This window comes from Amycolatopsis acididurans (genome assembly GCF_012328925.1).
GTDB classification, from domain to species: Bacteria; Actinomycetota; Actinomycetes; order Mycobacteriales; family Pseudonocardiaceae; genus Amycolatopsis_E; species Amycolatopsis_E acididurans.
In genome coordinates this window covers 207,016-223,480 of sequence record NZ_JAAXLS010000009.1, presented here as the reverse complement: position 1 = coordinate 223,480, position 16,465 = coordinate 207,016, and the positions used below count along the sequence as shown (strand labels likewise).

At 70.8% G+C, this 16,465-nt stretch carries 22 protein-coding genes; 14 read left to right on the top strand and 8 right to left on the bottom strand.

Translation table 11 applies throughout. The annotated features are described in order from the left end of the window. Nucleotides 1-75: 75 nt before the first annotated feature. Nucleotides 76-441 (top strand): hypothetical protein, encoded by a 366-nt coding sequence (locus HFP15_RS16650; RefSeq protein WP_168516463.1) that lies wholly within the window; start codon nucleotides 76-78, stop codon nucleotides 439-441. Here the strand turns inward: HFP15_RS16650 and HFP15_RS16645 are convergent. The 3 genes from HFP15_RS16645 to HFP15_RS16635 form a co-directional block, all read right to left on the bottom strand. After that, the gene (locus HFP15_RS16645; RefSeq protein ID WP_168516461.1) at nucleotides 325-753 is read right to left on the bottom strand and encodes an Rrf2 family transcriptional regulator; all 429 of its coding nucleotides are present in this window, start codon (nucleotides 751-753) and stop codon (nucleotides 325-327) included. The genes HFP15_RS16650 and HFP15_RS16645 overlap by 117 nt on opposite strands. Nucleotides 754-828: 75 nt before the next feature. Further along, the gene (locus HFP15_RS16640) at nucleotides 829-1,038 is read right to left on the bottom strand and encodes a hypervirulence associated TUDOR domain-containing protein (RefSeq protein WP_168516459.1); all 210 of its coding nucleotides are present in this window, start codon (nucleotides 1,036-1,038) and stop codon (nucleotides 829-831) included. An 11-nt stretch (nucleotides 1,039-1,049) separates the two neighbouring features. Beyond that, nucleotides 1,050-1,373 (bottom strand): DUF3140 domain-containing protein, encoded by a 324-nt coding sequence (locus HFP15_RS16635; RefSeq protein ID WP_168516457.1) that lies wholly within the window; start codon nucleotides 1,371-1,373, stop codon nucleotides 1,050-1,052. A gap of 60 nt (nucleotides 1,374-1,433) precedes the next feature. On the opposite strand from HFP15_RS16635, the gene HFP15_RS16630 reads away from it, so the two are divergent. The 4 genes from HFP15_RS16630 to HFP15_RS42825 all read left to right on the top strand — a co-directional run bounded on the left by HFP15_RS16630 (nucleotide 1,434) and on the right by HFP15_RS42825 (nucleotide 3,671). Further along, nucleotides 1,434-2,219, top strand: coding sequence for an alpha/beta fold hydrolase (locus tag HFP15_RS16630; protein WP_168516455.1), 786 nt, complete (start codon nucleotides 1,434-1,436; stop codon nucleotides 2,217-2,219). Between the two features lie 185 nt (nucleotides 2,220-2,404). After that, nucleotides 2,405-3,163 carry a tyrosine-protein phosphatase gene (locus HFP15_RS16625; RefSeq protein ID WP_168516453.1) on the top strand — a complete coding sequence of 253 codons (759 nt, stop codon included), beginning with the start codon at nucleotides 2,405-2,407 and terminating at the stop codon, nucleotides 3,161-3,163. After that, the gene (locus tag HFP15_RS16620; RefSeq protein ID WP_168516451.1) at nucleotides 3,160-3,354 is read left to right on the top strand and encodes a metallophosphoesterase family protein; all 195 of its coding nucleotides are present in this window, start codon (nucleotides 3,160-3,162) and stop codon (nucleotides 3,352-3,354) included. The genes HFP15_RS16625 and HFP15_RS16620 overlap by 4 nt, the downstream gene beginning before the upstream one ends. Next, nucleotides 3,351-3,671: a metallophosphoesterase family protein gene (locus tag HFP15_RS42825; protein ID WP_246271743.1), complete on the top strand. Its 321-nt coding sequence runs from the start codon at nucleotides 3,351-3,353 to the stop codon at nucleotides 3,669-3,671. Before HFP15_RS16620 ends, HFP15_RS42825 begins: the two co-directional genes overlap by 4 nt. A gap of 9 nt (nucleotides 3,672-3,680) precedes the next feature. On the opposite strand, the gene HFP15_RS16610 is transcribed toward HFP15_RS42825, so the two are convergent. Further along, a complete protein-coding gene (locus tag HFP15_RS16610; protein WP_168516449.1) occupies nucleotides 3,681-4,388 on the bottom strand; it encodes a GntR family transcriptional regulator in 708 nt (235 codons plus the stop codon). A 119-nt stretch (nucleotides 4,389-4,507) separates the two neighbouring features. On the opposite strand from HFP15_RS16610, the gene manD reads away from it, so the two are divergent. From manD to HFP15_RS16580, 6 genes are read left to right on the top strand one after another with little or no spacing between them, the layout of a single operon-like run. Next, a complete protein-coding gene (gene manD / locus HFP15_RS16605) occupies nucleotides 4,508-5,716 on the top strand; it encodes a D-mannonate dehydratase ManD (RefSeq protein WP_168516447.1) in 1,209 nt (402 codons plus the stop codon). Further along, nucleotides 5,713-7,155, top strand: a complete 1,443-nt coding sequence (locus tag HFP15_RS16600; RefSeq protein ID WP_312871620.1) for a mannitol dehydrogenase family protein — start codon at nucleotides 5,713-5,715, stop codon at nucleotides 7,153-7,155. The genes manD and HFP15_RS16600 overlap by 4 nt, the downstream gene beginning before the upstream one ends. 23 nt (nucleotides 7,156-7,178) lie before the next feature. Then, the gene (locus HFP15_RS16595; protein WP_168516445.1) at nucleotides 7,179-8,549 is read left to right on the top strand and encodes an MFS transporter; all 1,371 of its coding nucleotides are present in this window, start codon (nucleotides 7,179-7,181) and stop codon (nucleotides 8,547-8,549) included. After that, nucleotides 8,546-9,574, top strand: a complete 1,029-nt coding sequence (locus HFP15_RS16590) for an L-idonate 5-dehydrogenase (protein ID WP_168516443.1) — start codon at nucleotides 8,546-8,548, stop codon at nucleotides 9,572-9,574. Before HFP15_RS16595 ends, HFP15_RS16590 begins: the two co-directional genes overlap by 4 nt. Beyond that, nucleotides 9,571-10,521, top strand: coding sequence for a sugar kinase (locus HFP15_RS16585; RefSeq protein ID WP_168516441.1), 951 nt, complete (start codon nucleotides 9,571-9,573; stop codon nucleotides 10,519-10,521). The genes HFP15_RS16590 and HFP15_RS16585 overlap by 4 nt, the downstream gene beginning before the upstream one ends. Continuing rightward, a complete protein-coding gene (locus HFP15_RS16580) occupies nucleotides 10,518-11,138 on the top strand; it encodes a bifunctional 4-hydroxy-2-oxoglutarate aldolase/2-dehydro-3-deoxy-phosphogluconate aldolase (RefSeq protein WP_168516439.1) in 621 nt (206 codons plus the stop codon). Before HFP15_RS16585 ends, HFP15_RS16580 begins: the two co-directional genes overlap by 4 nt. A gap of 27 nt (nucleotides 11,139-11,165) precedes the next feature. Here the strand turns inward: HFP15_RS16580 and HFP15_RS16575 are convergent, their stop codons facing one another. The 3 genes from HFP15_RS16575 to HFP15_RS16565 all read right to left on the bottom strand — a co-directional run bounded on the left by HFP15_RS16575 (nucleotide 11,166) and on the right by HFP15_RS16565 (nucleotide 14,176). Further along, entirely contained in the window at nucleotides 11,166-11,954 is a 789-nt protein-coding gene (locus tag HFP15_RS16575) for a cytidyltransferase (protein WP_168516437.1), read from the bottom strand. A gap of 93 nt (nucleotides 11,955-12,047) precedes the next feature. Beyond that, nucleotides 12,048-13,535 carry a 4-hydroxyphenylacetate 3-hydroxylase family protein gene (locus HFP15_RS16570; protein WP_210717355.1) on the bottom strand — a complete coding sequence of 496 codons (1,488 nt, stop codon included), beginning with the start codon at nucleotides 13,533-13,535 and terminating at the stop codon, nucleotides 12,048-12,050. A 101-nt stretch (nucleotides 13,536-13,636) separates the two neighbouring features. Beyond that, nucleotides 13,637-14,176: a flavin reductase family protein gene (locus tag HFP15_RS16565; RefSeq protein ID WP_168516433.1), complete on the bottom strand. Its 540-nt coding sequence runs from the start codon at nucleotides 14,174-14,176 to the stop codon at nucleotides 13,637-13,639. A 103-nt stretch (nucleotides 14,177-14,279) separates the two neighbouring features. Between HFP15_RS16565 and HFP15_RS16560 the strand changes: the two genes are divergently transcribed. Next, nucleotides 14,280-15,113 carry an IclR family transcriptional regulator domain-containing protein gene (locus HFP15_RS16560; RefSeq protein ID WP_168516431.1) on the top strand — a complete coding sequence of 278 codons (834 nt, stop codon included), beginning with the start codon at nucleotides 14,280-14,282 and terminating at the stop codon, nucleotides 15,111-15,113. 24 nt (nucleotides 15,114-15,137) lie between these two features. Here the strand turns inward: HFP15_RS16560 and HFP15_RS16555 are convergent, their stop codons facing one another. Next, nucleotides 15,138-15,410 (bottom strand): hypothetical protein, encoded by a 273-nt coding sequence (locus HFP15_RS16555; protein ID WP_168516429.1) that lies wholly within the window; start codon nucleotides 15,408-15,410, stop codon nucleotides 15,138-15,140. 171 nt (nucleotides 15,411-15,581) lie between these two features. On the opposite strand from HFP15_RS16555, the gene HFP15_RS16550 reads away from it, so the two are divergent. Further along, entirely contained in the window at nucleotides 15,582-15,965 is a 384-nt protein-coding gene (locus HFP15_RS16550) for an STAS domain-containing protein (protein ID WP_168516427.1), read from the top strand. A 62-nt stretch (nucleotides 15,966-16,027) separates the two neighbouring features. Beyond that, nucleotides 16,028-16,465 carry an ATP-binding protein gene (locus HFP15_RS16545; RefSeq protein ID WP_168516425.1) on the top strand — a complete coding sequence of 146 codons (438 nt, stop codon included), beginning with the start codon at nucleotides 16,028-16,030 and terminating at the stop codon, nucleotides 16,463-16,465.

The following is a 16,465-nucleotide window of genomic DNA, read 5'->3' as shown; positions in this document are numbered from 1 at the left end:
TGGCCCGCACTCGCCGCGAAACATCGCGTTGCTCAGATGGGCGGCAGCCGTTGGTGGGCCGAATGGAGCAGCCACATGAATCGCGGAACGCTGGCCGGGTTGCGCACGCAGCTGCGCATGCTCGTCACGATGCTCGCCATCGATGACACCAACATCGCCGTGGACGTGATGCTCGCCGAACTGGCGCATCAGGTCTCCGCCATGGAAAGCGTGCTCTCGCGCGTCGCCGGTCCGGCGTTGCGCGAGATCCGCTCCGGGCTCGCGCACGCCGACGGGCGCCGTCGCGACGACGCCCGAGCGGACTTCCTGATGGCGGCCCAGCGGCTATCGGATCACCGGCATGCCGAGGGAGAGCGTGCGCCTGGGAACGACGTCCCGCACCAGAATCGGATCGAGCGTGCGGAAGAACGCCTGCTGCGCCTCCCGCAGGGCGGCGCGTAACCGGCAGCCGCACACCAGTGGGCACGGCGAGCTGCCGCCGCAGTCGACCACGTCGCCCATGCCCTCCAGATGCCGCACGATCCAGCCGATCGAGACGTCCCTCGCCGACGGTGCCAGCGCCACGGCCCCCGAGACCGGATCGACGGTCACGAGATCGAGGCGGGCCAGGCGGTCGAGCACCGGATCGAGCTCGGCCGTCCCGGCACCGACGGCCGCCGCGACCTCCCGGCCGCCCAGCCCGTCCGAGGTGCCGGGTTGCGCCAGGCGGAGTATCACCCGCAGGGCCAGGTCGGTGAACCTCGTCAACTCCACCCCAGCACCATCTTCAACCGGTATGTCCGGTGTGTGTTGGCGTTGTGAACGCTGGGTGAAGGAGGTCACACCGCGCTAGCCGCGGCGGTGGAGCTTGTCCGGATGGTGCACGGCGGTCTTGCCGGTCTTCTCGCTGCGGACAAGGTATTGCGGCTTGTCCTTGGACGCGCGCACCTGACGGCCGCCCGCGTGGGTGTCGGAGGTGATCTTCTCCTCGACGGTGCCCACCGAGCTCTCGTTGCCCGCGTCCCAGCTGACCCGTTCGCCTTTCCGGAATTCCGGCACAACGGCCTCCTTCACGTTTTCAGGGGGTCGTGACCCCAGTTCATCAGGGAGTACCGCCATTTCGTGTCCCGCACGTCGCCCTGGGGGCGCTGGGCGAGATGGCGGTGGATGTAGCCGATGACCTTGCGCATGTGGCGGTAGTCGTCGTCGCGGAGGTCGGCGGCCTTGCTGCGCAGGATCTGCATGATCCGCCGCCCCGACTCGTGCCCGACGGACTCGGCGCGCTTGTGCTGTCCAGCCGCTTTGGACTCGCTGGTCTCCAGCCAGTCGCCGAGTTCGCGGGGCGTCATGTTGACGTTGTCCCGGAACTCCCGCCACGTCCCGTCCTTGTCCATGACCTGCGGCTACCCGCCGCGGGGCGGATCAATCCGGGCCGGGTGGGTATGCGGGCAGGTGTGCGGGAAACGTTTCGCGGGGTGCGCTTCTACGTCCATGGCGAGCGCGGGCCGTGGGTGGTGTTCAGCCATGCGACCGGAGCCGATCACGACAGCTTCCGGCCGCAGGTGGAGATGCTCGCCGGGCGTGGCTGGCGGGTGCTGACCTGGGACGCGCCGGGACACGGGGCGTCGCCGCGGACGGCGGGGGCCTTCGAGATCGGCGAGCTGGCCGATCTGCTGGCCGCGCTGATCAGGCATGTCGCGGGCGGACCGGTGATGCTGGTGGGCCATTCGCTCGGCGGTTACCTCAGCCAGCACGTCGTGCTCCGGCATCCCGGCCTCGTCCGGGGGCTGGCCGGTCTGGGCTGCACCAGCGTCACGCTGCCGCCGCCGCGGCGGCAGATCGCCGTGCTGCGGCTGTCCGGGTTGTTGCTGCAGGTGTGCCCGCCGCCGTTGCGGCGCACGCTGATCGCGCGCACGGGCCGGGCCCGGCCGCCGACGCGGCGCTACCTTCGCCGCGCCGTCACGCGGTCGTCGTCGGCGGGGCTGGCGCGTGCGTGGCGCGCGGTGACGCGGAGCCTGCGCGACCGCCCGGATCTGCGGCTGCCGTGCCCGCTGCTCGTGGCGCACGGAGAGTACGACCGGACCGGCATCATCGCCGCCGCTGCGCCGCTGTGGGCCGAGCACCAGCGGGGCGGCTTCGAGATCATCCCGGAGGCCGGCCACTACGCGAACCTGGACAATCCGGCCTACGTCAACGACATGCTCAGCCGTTTTCTCGACGCGGCGGCTCAGGCCTGCTGAGCGCGGCCGGAGATCGTGTTCTCGCGGACCTCCACCCTGGGAGGTGCTGAGGCCGGCTGATCTCGTGGCGGCACTGCGGCGGCAGCGGAAGTCACGTCCCGTTCATGTCGCTGGCTGAGACTGAACGGCGTAGGCCAGGATCGAAACCATCGTCCTCGCACAGCGCCGGAGTTGATGCCGACATCATGAGCACACTGGAGAACGTCTCCCCGCACCGTCACTATCCCTTGTCCGGTACGCACAACGTGCGTGATGTCGGCGGTTACCCGACCACGTCCGGCGGGCGGATCCGGACGCGCACGCTGATCCGGGCCGATGCGCTGCACCGGCTCGACGAGACCGGGTTCGCCGCGATCGCCGAACTCGGCGTGCGGACCGTGATCGATCTGCGCGAAGCCTCCGAACGGGAGGCGGCGCCGGTCGTGTTTCCCGGCCCGGTGCCCGAGTCCCGCTGGCGGCCGATCTTCAACGACCGGATCCCGGTCGGCGGCCAGGTGCCGCTGGAGCGGATCTACCGGCACATGATCGAGGACTTCGGCGACGGGCTCACCGCCGCCGTGCGCGAACTGGCCCGCCCGGGTGCGCTGCCCGCGATCGTGCACTGCAGCGCGGGCAAGGACCGCACCGGTGTCGTCGTGGCACTCGCGCTGTCCGTCGCCGGCGTCGCGCCCGAGGTGATCGCGGGGGACTACGCGCTGAGCTCGCAGTACCTCGGCACCGGGTTCGTCGCCGACATCCGGCGCCGGATGGCCGATATCGGCCTGCCCCAGCAGACGATCAGCGACTACAAGGTCGTCTGCCCGCCCGAACTGATCCTGAACACGCTCGAGGCCATCACCGACCGCCACGGCAGCGCCGCGGAGTTCCTGCTCGCCCACGGCGCCACCCCGGCCGAACTCGCCGAGTTGCGCGCCGCCCTCGTCGAGGCCCCGCAGCTTCGATGAGCCCGCTCCACAGCATCGTGCAGCTCAGCGACCTGCACATGCTCGCCGAGGGAGCGCTGCTGTACGACAAGATCGACACCGCCGCGAACCTCACCGCGGCGCTGGCGTCGGTCGAGACGCTGGGCGGCGACATCGAAGCCGTGGTGCTCACCGGCGACCTCGCACCGATCCCTACCACTACAGCGCGATGATCGGCGGGTTGCGGATCATCGCGCTGGACAGTTCCGTGCCCGGCCACGGTCATGGCGAGCTGTCCGGCGGGCAGCTGGACTGGCTCGCGCGGGAGCTGGCCACCCCGGCTCCCGACGGCACCATCCTGGCGCCACACCACCCGCCGCTGCAGGACGTGCTGGTTCCCACGACGTCGATGCGCGGCGTCACCGGGGCCTGCTTCACGCGCGTCGACATGTTTCCCGACACCGCGATCGCCACGTCGGTACCCGTCGGTGCCGAGGACATCGTGTACGAAGTCACCGTCGAGCAGATGCGCGCGGCGCTGCGGGGCTGAGCGCGGCGCTCACTCCCACACGACGACGTTGCGGCGCACCGGCGGCGCGGTCGAGTTCGACGCGAACAGCTCCGGGCTGCGTTCCTGGATCCGCCCGATGTCGGCGAAGACCTCCCGCAGGTGCGTGCGCATCCGCTCGCGGGCACCCGGCAGGTCGTGTTCGCGCACCGCGGCGAGGATCCCGGCGTGCTGGTCCACGAACGTGCGCGGCGAGTTCGCCTCGTAGAGCCCGAGCCTGCGGGCACGGTCGAGATGTCCCTTGGCCGACACCACGGTGGGCCAGGCGCGGTCGTGCCCGGACAGGCGCAGCAGCCCGCGGTGGAAGTCCTCGTCGAGGGCGAAGAAGTCCTCGAGGTCGATCCCGGGTTCCCGCTGGCGCGCCAGGTTCGCCTCCAGTTCTTCGACCACCTCGCCGTCCAGCTCGGCGGGCAGGTCCTCCAGGGCGGCCAGTTCGACGGCCTCGCGCAGGAACTGGGCATCGGCGACGCGCTGCGGGTCCACGCGTGAGACGAACGAGCCCACCTGCGGGAACACCTGCACCAGGCCTTCCTCGGCGAGCAGGATCAGGCTTTCGCGCACCGGCGTGCGGCTGACGCCGAGCGCGGCGGCCAGCTCGTTCTCCGACAACGCGGCCCCCGGCCGCAGTTCCAATGTCAGCACCTTGCGGCGCAACGTCTCGTAGACGACCCGCCGGTTGCTTCGCCCCCTGCTGCTCACCGCTCCAACCCTAGTAGACAGGCCTGCCACACCAGTGCCGACTTCTTGACGGACTTCGCGACAGGTGCTTGTATACTAGCTCTGCTACACCAGCTTGAGCCTCGAAGGAGCGGATCCCCGTGAGCAAGATCGAGCGGGCCGAGGTGTTCGTCGCCTCGCCCGGCCGCAGCTTCGTCACGTTGCGCCTGACCACGTCGGACGGCGTGACCGGGCTCGGTGACGCCACGCTCAACGGGCGGGAGCTGGCCGTCGCGAGTTACCTGCGCGAGCACGTGGTCCCGCTGCTGATCGGCCGGGACCCGGCCCGCATCGAGGACATCTGGCAGTACCTCTATCGCGGCGCGTACTGGCGGCGCGGACCGGTGACGATGACGGCGATCGCGGCCGTGGACACCGCGCTGTGGGACATCAAGGGCAAGGTCGCCGGGCTGCCTGTCTACCAGCTGCTCGGCGGGCGTTCGCGGGACGGCGTGCTGGTGTACTCCCACGCCAGCGGTGCCGATGTGCCCGAACTGCTCGACGACGTGGCGCGCTTTCGCGAGCTGGGTTACCAGGCCATCCGCGCGCAGGCCGCGGTGCCCGGTGTCGGCGGCACCTACGGCGTGCGCAAGGGCGTGGTGTACGAACCCGCCGCCACCGCGCTGCCCGAGGAACAACCGTGGTCGACCGAGTCCTATCTGGACTTCGCGCCGGCGTATCTGGAGGCGGTTCGCGAGCGGTTCGGTTTCGACTTCCACCTCCTGCACGACGTGCACCACCGGCTCACCCCGATCGAGGCCGCGCGGTTCGGCAAGCGGGTGGAGGACTGCAGGCTGTTCTGGATGGAGGATCCGACCCCGGCCGAGAACCAGGAGGCCTTCCGGCTGATCCGGCAGCACACGACGACACCGGTCGCGGTCGGGGAGAACCTGTCGTCCATCTGGGACGTTCAGCAGCTGATCACCGAGCAGCTCATCGACTACGTGCGCACGACCGTGGTGCACGCGGGCGGGATCACGCATCTGCGGCGGATCTTCGACCTCGCGGCGCTGTACCAGGTGCGCACCGGCTCGCACGGCGCGACCGACCTGTCCCCGGTGACCATGGCGGCCGCCGTGCACGTCGACCTGGCCGTGCCGAACTTCGGCATCCAGGAGTACATGCCGCACGTGGCGGAGACGATGGAGGTCTTCTCCAGCGGCGTGCGGTTCGAAAACGGGATGCTGCATCCGTCCGAGGAGCCGGGGCTCGGGGTCGGCTACGACGAGAAGGCCGCACAGCGGTTCCCGTACGAGCCGCGGTATCTGCCCGTGGCGCGGCGTCTCGACGGGTCGGTGCACGACTGGTGAGCGCGCTGCTCAGCTGCTCCACTGTGGACCGGATTCCGGCGGAACTGCGGCCGCTGGCCGACCCGGCCGAGCTGCGTCCCAGGATCGTCCACTTCGGACTGGGCGCCTTTCACCGTGCGCACCAGGCCGTCTACACCGAGGCCGCGGCGGCGCGGACCGGTCAGCCGTGGGGAATCGTGGCGGTCGGACCCCGTTCGGCCGCGCCGGTCGAGGCGGCGCGCGCCCAGGACTGCCTGTTCTCGGTGACCGACCGGGTGCCCGGCGCCGGCCGCACACGGGTGGTCGGCTCCGTGCTGGACGCGCTGCGCATGCGCGAGGACGCCGCCCGCATCGACGAGCTGATCGCCTCGCCACAGATCACCACCATCACGCTGACCGTGACGGAAAAGGGCTACACCCGCGATCCCGCGACCGGGCTGCTGGACACCGCCGATCCGGACGTGGCCGCCGATCTCGCCGCCACCGCGGTCAGCGATCCGGCGCCGATGCGGACGGTGGCGGGCAGGCTCACCGCGTCGCTGGCCGCCCGGTTCCGCCGCTGCGGTGCCCCCGTCAACGTCGTCTCGTGTGACAACGCCGCCGGGAACGGGGCCGCGCTCGCCGCGGTCGTACGCGGGTTCGCCGAGGCCTCGGCCTGGCCGGACCGCGACGCGCTGCTGGACTGGCTCGCCGCATCCGCGGCCTTCCCGGCCACGGTCGTCGACCGCATCGTGCCCGCGAGCACCGGCGCCGACCGCGCCGCCGCCGAGAAGGCCCTCGGTGTGCGCGACGAGACCGCGGTGGCGGGAGAACCGTTCCGCCAGTGGGTGCTGGAGGACCGCTTCGCCGCCGACCGCCCGGCGTGGGAGACCGACGGTGCGCTCGTCGTGCCCGACGCGGCGCCCTATCAGCTGATGAAACTGCGCCTGCTCAACGGATCCCATTCGCTGCTGGCCTACCTCGGGCTGGCGGCCGGATGCGGCACCGTCGCCGAGGCGGTCGCCGCGGACTGGGGTGAGCGGGCCGTGCGCCGCTTCACCGGCGAGGTCACCGCCAGCCTGCCCGGCGGGCTGGACGTGGCCGGCTACGTCGAGGACCTGATCACGCGCTTCGCCAATCCCGCCATCGCGCACCGGCTGCGGCAGATCGGGTCCGACGGATCGCTCAAGATCCTCCAGCGCTGGCTGGGCCCGCTGCGGGAGCGCGGCGTCACCCCGATGCTCGTGCTGGCGCTGGCGGCCTGGGTCAACGCCACCCGGCCGGGTGAGAACGGCGGGCAGGTGTTCGGCACCGCCGATCCGGCCGCCGTGGCGCTGGCGCGCTGCTGGCAGCACCCGGACAAAGTGGTCACGCGGCTGCTGATGACCATCGGCGCGGCCGATCTCGCCGAGGACCGCGACCTCGTGTCCTCGATCCAGGCACACCTGCCCGCCCTCGCGGCGGGCCGTGTCGAGTTGTGAACCCATACGGCAAAGGAGCCACGATGACCGACAGCACTCGAACCGAGCCGGAGGGCGTGGTGGCAAGGACGACGCGGGATCTCAGCCGCGCCGCCGTGTCCGGCTGGCTCGGCACGGCGATGGAGTTCATGGACTTCCAGCTGTACTCGCTGGCCGCCGCCATCGTCTTCAACAAGATCTTCTTTCCGGACGTGAGCCCGGCGATCGGGCTGATCGCCGCGATGGCCACCTACGGCGTCGGCTACGTCGCGCGGCTGGCCGGCGCGGTCTACTTCGGACGGATGGGCGACCGGATCGGCCGCAAGAAGGTCCTGTTCCTCACGATCCTGCTGATGGGCGGCTCCACCACGCTCATCGGCGTGCTGCCGCCGTTCTCCATGATCGGGTTCGCCGCACCGATCCTGCTCGTGGTGCTGCGGCTCATCCAGGGATTCGGTGCCGGCGCGGAGATCGCGGGCGCGACCGTGATGCTCGCCGAGTACGCGCCGGCCCGCAAACGCGGGCTCATCGCCTCGCTCGCCGCCCTCGGCACGAACTCGGGCACGCTCGCCGCGTCCGGGCTGTGGGCGATCCTGATCGCGGTGCTGCCGGACCGGCAACTGCTGTCCTGGGGCTGGCGCCTGCCGTTCCTGCTCAGCTTCGTCCTGCTGCTGCTCGGCGTGTGGATGCGGTCGAACCTCAAGGAGAGCCCCGTTTTCCAGCAGCGGCCGGACGTCGTGGAAGGCGTCGCCCTGTCGCGCAAGGAGATCGAGGAGGGCGGGGAGCACACCCTGGAGCAGGGGCTGCGCCAGCGCAAGGGCAAGGCCTTCCTGCTCGCGCTCGGCCTGCGCTTCGGGCAGGCGGGCAACTCCGGTCTGGTGCAGACCTTCCTCGTCGGCTACATCGCCACCAACCTGGCGGTCGCCAAGTCCGTGCCGACCGCCGCCGTCGTCTACGGCTCCATCCTCGGGTTCGCGATCGTGCCGCTCGTGGGCCTGGCGGGCGACCGGTTCGGGCGCCGTCCGATGTATCTGGCGCTGACCGCGCTCACCGTCGTCGTCGCGGTGCCGATGATGGCCACGATCGCCACCGGGCACGCCGCGGCGCTGACCGTGGCGATGGTGGTCGGGCTCAACATCGGCGTGCTCGGGCTGTTCTCGCTGGAGAGCGTCACGATGGCGGAGCTGTTCGGCTCGCGCACCCGCTTCACCCAGCTCGCGGTGGCCAAGGAGATCGGCGGCATTCTGGCCACCGCGATCGGCCCGGTGCTCGCCGCTACGCTCACGGCGGTGACCGGGCACTGGTGGCCGATCGCCGCGATGCTCATCGTCTACTCGCTGATCACGTTCGTGGCCGCGTACTTCTCGCCGGAGACCCGCGATCGTGACCTGGTCCGGCTGGAGGACGCCGTATGAGAGCCGCCGTCGTGCACGGCCCGGGGGACGTCCGGATCGACGAACTGCCCGATCCGGTTCCCGGCGAGGGCGAGGTCGTCATCGCCATGGACTGGGGCGGGATCTGCGGATCGGACGTGTCCTACTGGCGGCACGGTGGCTCCGGCACCGCGGTGCTCAAGGACCCGCTGGTGCTCGGCCACGAGGTCGCCGGGCACGTCGTCCGCGTCGGCCCCGGCGTCACCGGGGTGGAGCCGGGCCTGCCGGTGACCGTGCACCCGGCGCGGCCGGTCGGAGCGGCGCCGGACGGGCTCGGCGGGCGCACCAACCTGCATCCGCACGTGCGGTACTTCGGGTCGGCGGCGCTGCATCCGCACACCGACGGCGGTTTCAGCGAGTTCCGGGCGGTGCCCGCCGGCCAGCTGCGGCCCTTGCCGGACGGGGTGGGCACGCGGCACGGCGCGCTCGCCGAACCGCTCGGCGTCGCGCTGCACGCGGTCGGCCGCGCGGGAGATCTCACCGGCCGGACGGTGCTGGTGAACGGGGCCGGGCCGATCGGCTCGCTCGTCGTGGCCGCGGCGAAGTACCGGGGCGCGGCCACCGTCATCGCGGCCGATCTGGCCGAGCCCGCACTGGAGATCGCACGGCGGCTCGGCGCCGACGAGGTGCGGCGGCTCGGGGCGGGGGAGACGCTGCCCGAGGACGTCGAGCTGGTTTTCGAGGCCTCGGGCGCACCGGGCGCACTGGGCTCGGTGCTGCGGGCGACCGCGCGAGGCGGAACGCTCGTGCAGGTCGGCAACCTGCCCGGCGAACCGGCCCCGGCCGCGCTCGGGGAGCTGGTGACCCGGGAGATCACGTGGATCGGCTCGTACCGGTTCGTCGACGAGATCACCGACGCGCTCGCCGCGATGCGCGACGGGCTGGACGTCGACCCGCTGATCACCCACACCTTCGACCTCGCCGACGCCGCCGCCGCGCTCGCGGTCGCGGCCGACCGGACCAGCGGGAGCAGCAAGGTGCTGCTGAGGCTGAGCGAGGCGGCATGACGCCGGTCGTGACGCTGGGGGAGACGATGGCGCTGCTCAGCACACCGCCATGGGGGCGCGTGACGGGCGGTTCGTCGCTGCCGGTGGGCATCGGGGGCGCGGAGTCCAATGTGGCCATCGGGCTGGTCCGGCTTGGCGTGCCGTGCACGTGGATCAGCCGGGTCGGCGACGACGCGCTCGGCTCGTTCGTCACGCGCGAGATCCGCGCCGAGGGCGTGCGCGTGCTCGCCCCGCGGGATCCGGACGCGCCGACCGGGTTGATGCTCAAGGAAATGCGCGGCGGCAAGCCCGCCAGGGTCCGGTACTACCGGCGGGGCAGTGCCGCCTCACTTCTGTCCATATCGGACATCGATGACGCCGTGATCGCGGCGGCGGATGTGGTGCACCTGACCGGCATCACCGCCGCGCTCGGTCCGGGACCGCTCGCGATGCTCGGCCACGTCATCGACGTGGCGAAGGCGTCGGGAACCCTGGTGTCGTTCGATGTCAACTACCGCGCGACCCTGTGGCCGCCGGAGCAGGCGGCACCGGTGCTGGCCCGGCTCGCGGCCGCCGCGGACGTCGTGTTCGCGGGGCCCGAGGAAGCGGCACTGCTGCTCGGAGGCGAGCCAGGGACCGATCCGGTGGAACTGGCGCGCGGCGTGGCCAAGGTGGGCCCCGCCACCGTGGTGGTCAAGCTCGGCGAGCTGGGATCGCTCGCGCTGCAAGGAGATCAGCAACACCGGGCCGCCGCGCTCGAGGTCACCGTGGTGGATCCGGTGGGTGCGGGTGACGCCTTCGTCGCCGGGTACCTCAGCGGCCTCGTCGAGGCCTGTCCGGTGCCCGAATGCCTGTGGCGCGGCAACGCGGCCGGGGCGGCGGTGTGCGCCGTGCCCGGGGACTGGGAAGGCCTGCCGACACGGGAGGACATCGAGTCGCGCGGGGACGCGGGGGAGGTGGTCCGATGAAGGAGCTGCTGGCGCGCTGTCCCGTGGTTCCCGTTGTGGTGCTGGACGATCCGGCGCAGGCCCGGCCGCTCGGGCGGGCGCTGCTCGCGGGCGGGATCGACGTCGTGGAGGTCACCCTGCGCACCCCGGCGGGGCTGCCCGGCATCCGGGAGCTGTCGTCGTTGCCCGGGCTCGTCGTGGGCGCGGGCTCGGTGCTGGTATCCGGGCACGTCGACCAGGTCGCCGACGCGGGCGCGGAATTCGTGGTGAGCCCCGGGGTGTCGCGCGAGGTCCTGGCGCGCTCGGCCGAACGCGGGCTGCCGGCGCTGCCCGGGGTCGCGACGGCGACCGATCTGATGACGGTGGCGGCACTGGGCCTGACCGAGGTCAAGTTCTTTCCGGCGAACCTGCTCGGCGGGCCCGCGGGCATCCGCGCGCTCGCGGCACCCTTCGGTGGCTTTTCCTTCCTGCCCTCGGGTGGGGTGAATCCCGCGACGATGGCGGATTACCTTGCGGTGCCGGAGGTTCCGGCGGTGAGCGGCACGTGGATGGTGGAGCGGGCGCTGCTGCGGGAGCAACGCTGGGCCGAGGTGACCGAACGGTCGGCCGCGGCGGTCGCCCTCGCGCGATCGCGGTGAGACATGACAGCGCGGTCGCCGGACGGATCAGGCGCGGGCGAGCACATCGATCCCGATGCGGCCCGGTGCGAGGCCGGTCGCGTGCAGGTGCGCGCCGTGCCGCCCGAGAATGAGGCGGGCGGCGCGGCGGTTGGGCAGCCGCACGAGGTACGTGCCGGGCGCGGGCAACGCGGTGCCGGGTTCGATCGCGAACGCACCGGCCGCGCCGAGGTCGCCTTCGAGGTGGGGCGGGCGGCCGAGTGCGCGGGTCGCGCCGGTGAGGTCACCTTCCCGCAGGCAGCGCCGGATGTAGGTCGACGAGCACGCCACATCCGCCTCGGCCGGGAGCAGGTCCTGCGCGTGCACCGTGAATCCGTGCCGCTCGCCGAGTTCCCGCAGCAGCGCGGTGTTCCCGGCACCGCGGTGACCGAAGGTGAAGTTGTCGCCCACCACCACGTGCGCGGCCCGGAGCGCGCCGACGAGGATGTCCGCGACGAAGTCCTCCGGCGACAGCCGCGCGAAGGTCGTCGTGAACGGCAGCACGCACACCGCGTCCACGCCGAGTTCCCCGGCGAGCGCGGCACGGCGTTCGACGGTGCTCAGCGCGGAGGTGTCGCGGGGCAGGCCGAGCACCCTGGCGGGATGCGGGTCGAACGTGACCAGCATCGTCGGCAGGCCCCGCTCGCGCCCGGCCGCGGTCGCCCGCTCGATGAGGTGCGCGTGCCCGCGGTGCACTCCGTCGAACACGCCGAGCGTCACCACGCACGGGCCGAGCGTTGCGGGAACCTCCTGTGGGGCAAGGAAAATCGGCGTTTCGCGCAGCATCATCGCGGTCATCGGTGACCTTCTTCGGTGTGGGGTGCGGTCCGGCCCGCGGGGTTCCGGCGGGCCGGACCGCGGCTTCTCACGCGGGCCGGAAGCGGTGCGGTGTCACCGCAGCTTGTCCGGGTTGATCAGGTCCGGCACGGTCCAGCCGTCCAGGTCGTATTCGGCCATGCACTGCTCGGCGAACCCGGTCATGCTCGCCGCGGCGCCGGACTGCTGGGCGGCGAAGAGCATCTCGGCGCGGACGCCTTCGTGGTTGCCCGAGTAGTTGCGTTCGTAGAGTTCGTGGCGGCCACCGAACTCGCTGCCGATGGAGTCCCAGATCAGCTTCATCAGCTTGACCCGGTCCACGGCCTCGATGCCGTTCGAGCCGCGCACGTACTGGTCCAGGTACGGCCGGATCTCGGGCGATTTGAAGTCGTCGGCGTGCGAGGGCAGGTAGATCAGGCCGGAACCGAGGTCCTGCATGATGATCTCGCGCACCCGGGGGTAGCCGACGGTCATGAACCAGCGGTAGGCCAGCCCGTAGTCCAGGTGTGGCAGGACGGCACCGTCGATCCACTCGTCGGGCTTGGCGGCCATCGCGTCGGACAGCGCCCAGAACATGTTGCGCCAGCCGATGACTTCGCCGACGCGGGTCTGGATGCCGCGGAAGTCCTTGGTGCCGGTGGCTTCCACGCCCTTCATCAGCAGTCCGGCGATGAAGTCGAGCTTGACCGCCAGCCGGGTGACGCCGTGGAAGGTGAAGCGGTGCAGGAAGCCCGAGCCGGGGAAGAACGTGGACGCCTTTTCGGCGTCACCGTAGATGAACACGTTCTCCCACGGGATCTTGACCTTGTCCAGGATGAAGATCGTGTCGTTCTCGTCGAAGCGGGAGGACAGCGGATAGTCGAACGGGCTGGAGGCGTTCTGCGCGTAGGAGTGACGGCAGATCAGCTTCATGCCGGGCGCGCCCATCGGCACCGTGCACACGAGCGCGAACTCGCGTTTCTTGATCGGCAGGCCGTAGTGGGCGATGAAGTTGTAGTTGGTGATGGCCGAACCGGTGGCCACGACCTTGGCGCCGGAGACGATGAGGCCGTCGTCGCGCTCCTCCTCGACGTGGATGAAGATGTCCTTCACCTCGTCGGGGTTGCGGTCGCGGTCCACCGGCGGGTTGATGATCGCGTGGTTCCAGTACAGGACCTTTTCCTGCGATTCGGTGTACCAGCGGCGCGCGTTGTCGGCGAAGGGTTCGTAGAAGTCGGAGTTGGCGCCCAGCGTGCCGAGGAAGGCGGCCTTGTAGTCGGGGCTGCGGCCCATCCAGCCGTAGGTCATCCGGGCCCAGGCCGCGATGGCGTCACGGTCGGCGAAGAGGTCCGCGCTGCTGCGCGGGGTGCGGAAGAAGGGGTGGGTGAAGCTGTTGTTGCCCGTGTCGGTCGGCGCGGTCAGCACCTTCTGCTGGTCCGGGTCGTGCAGTGCGTCGTAGAGCCGCGCGGTCATCCGCACCGAGTTGCGGAACGCCGGGTGTGTGGTGACGTCGTCGACCTTGTCGCCGTAGATGAAGACTTCGCGGCCGTCGCGAATGCTCTCGATGTACTCCTCGCCGGTCATCGGACGCGTCACGCGCGTCCCCGAAGCCGATTGGTTTTCTTGCTGGGCAACCACAGTTCGTCCCTTCTCCATTGACGGGTATTCGGTTGTGTCGCGGGAAATCAGGCAGCCCACGCCGCCGGGAACCACCCGAGGTCGGGGCAGTCGAGCGACGCGGCCCAGTGCCGGCCCGCGGTCAGCGGGCCCAGTTCGCGGAAGCCGCCCGCGTAGAACAGCAGCGGCTCGGCGTCGGTGACGTCGAGCGCGACGACCTCACCGAGCACGATGAGATGGTCGCCGCCGTCGTAGGTGCGCCACGGGCGGCACGAGATCGTCGCCGCGTTGCCCTCGAGCACGGGTGCCGTCGGGCCTACGGCCCACCCCGGAGCCGGCTCCTGCGGCTTCCCGGCGAAATGCCATGCCGCGTCGAGCTGGCCGGCGGCGAGCACGTTCACGGCGAACGGCTTGCCGGGCAGATACCCGCAGGCTTTGGACCGGCGGGTGAGCGTCACCTGGCACAGAGCCGGCTCCAGTGACACCGCGGTGAACGCGTTGACCGTGGCGCCGTGTGGGTCACCGTCGTCGTTGCGGCAGGTCACCACCGTCACGCCGGTGGCGAACCGGCCGAAACCGTTGCGCAGTTCGCGCTGGTCGAGCGTCATCGTCGACACCTCCTGTACGCTGTGCGTACTGATTGCACGCAGTGCGTTCACGAAGAGAGTGCATGGCGCGGGACCCGGAGTCAACCCCCCGGCATGAGGAAAGATGGCGGCCATGACGACGGCTGAGAATCCCCGCGACCTGATCCAGAGCCTGGAACGCGGGTTCGCGGTGCTGCTCGCTTTCGACGCCGACCGGCCGAATCCCACCCTCGCCGAACTCGCCACGGCCACGAACCTGTCGCGGCCCGCGGTCCGCCGGATCCTGCTGACGCTGCAGCACCTCGGGTACGTGCACGGCGACGGCGGCCGATGGCGGCTGACCCCGCGCGTGCTCAGCATCGGGCAGCACTACTCCGCCTCGCACGGCATGATCGAGATCGCGCAGCCGCACCTGCTGCGGCTCGCCGAGAAGACCGGCGAGTCGGCATCGCTGGCCGCGCTGGACGGCGCCGAGGTCGTCTACATCGCGCGCGTTCCGGTACGCCGGATCATGAGCATCAACGTCTCGATCGGCACCCGCGTGCCCGCGCACGCCACGTCGATGGGCCGCGCGCTGCTAGCCTGGGCCGATCAGTCCGAAGTGGACACGGTGATCGCGGCGGGCCTGACCGCGCACACGCCGGGCACCGTGACCGATCCGGACGAGTTCCGGAAGATCCTGCGCACGGTGCGGGAAGACGGCTTTTCCATCGTGTCCGAGGAACTGGAGGAGGGGCTGGTATCGGCGGCGGCGCCGGTGCGGGACCACACCGGCAAGGTGGTGGCCGCGCTGGCCTCCTCTACCTCGATCGGCCGGTCCTCAGTGGACGCCGTGCGTACGGAAGTGGCGCCGCTGGTGGTCCGCACGGCCGAGGCCATCAGCGCCGACTACGGTCACCGCCGCGCCAGCAAGAAGGCCAGCTCGGTGATCGTCAAACCACACGACGGGTTCTTCTGATCGTCCACTGTGGATAGCCGGCGGTCAGTGGCCGGATTTCACCTTCGCGCGGCCCGGTTCCTGTTGTTCGGCCAGCGATTCCAGCCTGGTCGCCAGCTCCTCGAACCGGGCGGCCGTCGCGACGTCGCCCCGCAGGAACAGCTGCTCGGCCACGTCCACGTTGAGCCGGGCCATCAGCAGCGTCGAGCCGGTCAGTTCGCGGTGCAGTTCCACGATCGCGCGGCGCGCCCGCAGCAGGTACCGGCCCGCGAGCACGAGGCCCGTGAGCAGTGCGCCGGTGACGAGGACGGTGATCATATGGCCGGGAATTCTGACAACCTTGTCGGGAAAAGACAACTCCGCGCCACGGAATCCATCCGCGTGTGAAACGCGTACAACTCCTCCAGCTGGAGCAACCGGCGAAACGTGACGACCGACACGGTTTGGCCGCCCGGTTTCGGAATCGCGGCGTCCGGGCACCCGGAGGTCGTGACGGATCGAGCCGGCCTCTCGGCCACCTTGACACACCATCACCGCGGCATCACGCAGGTGTACGTGGTGGGCGAACTCGACCTCGACACGCGCGACGAGTGGCGGCGCAGCGTGGGGCGGCAGCCGGCGGAGGACGTGTCGGCACTGATCGTGGACGTGTCGCGGGTGTCCTTCTGCTCGGTCGGTGGCGCGCGGATGCTGCTGGAACTGCAGAACGGCGCGAACGCGGAGGGCGTGCCGGTGGAGCTGGTGGTCGGCAGCAAGCCGGTGCGGCGCTGCCTGCAGGCCTGCCAGATGTGGGAGCTGTTCTCCACACACGCCTGCCACGAATCGGCGCTGGCCAGGCTCGGTGAATCGGGCGTATCCCGTCGCCCTGTTTGAGTAGTCGCTACTCGTGGTAGCCAGAGACGCACCTTGAAGCAACAGGGTGAACGGAGGACCCAATGACACAAGGTTCCATCAGCACGCGGGGCGCGCCCTCGCGATGGCTTGTCCTCGAGCCCGGCGGCAGCCTGGGTCAGGCGCGCGAGTGGGTGCGTAAGGCGGTCGGCGACCTCGGTGCGGATCACTGCCTCGCGGTGCAGCTCGTGGTCACCGAACTTCTGACCAACGCCCACGATCACGCGGGTGGAGCGGGGACCTTGCGGTTACGGGTCGAAGCCGACCCGTGCAGTGTGTACGTCGAACTCGACGACCGTTCCGCCGATGCGCCGATCCTGCGGCAGGCGAAGCCGGAGGCCCTTCGCGGGCGCGGCCTGATGATGGTGGATCAGCTCAGCGCCGCGTGGGGGTCCCGGCCGCGTGCCGGGATGGGCAAGACGGTGTGGGCGCAGATCTCGTGCGAGACCTACGAATGGGAGCCCTGCGCCGAGGCCGCGTGA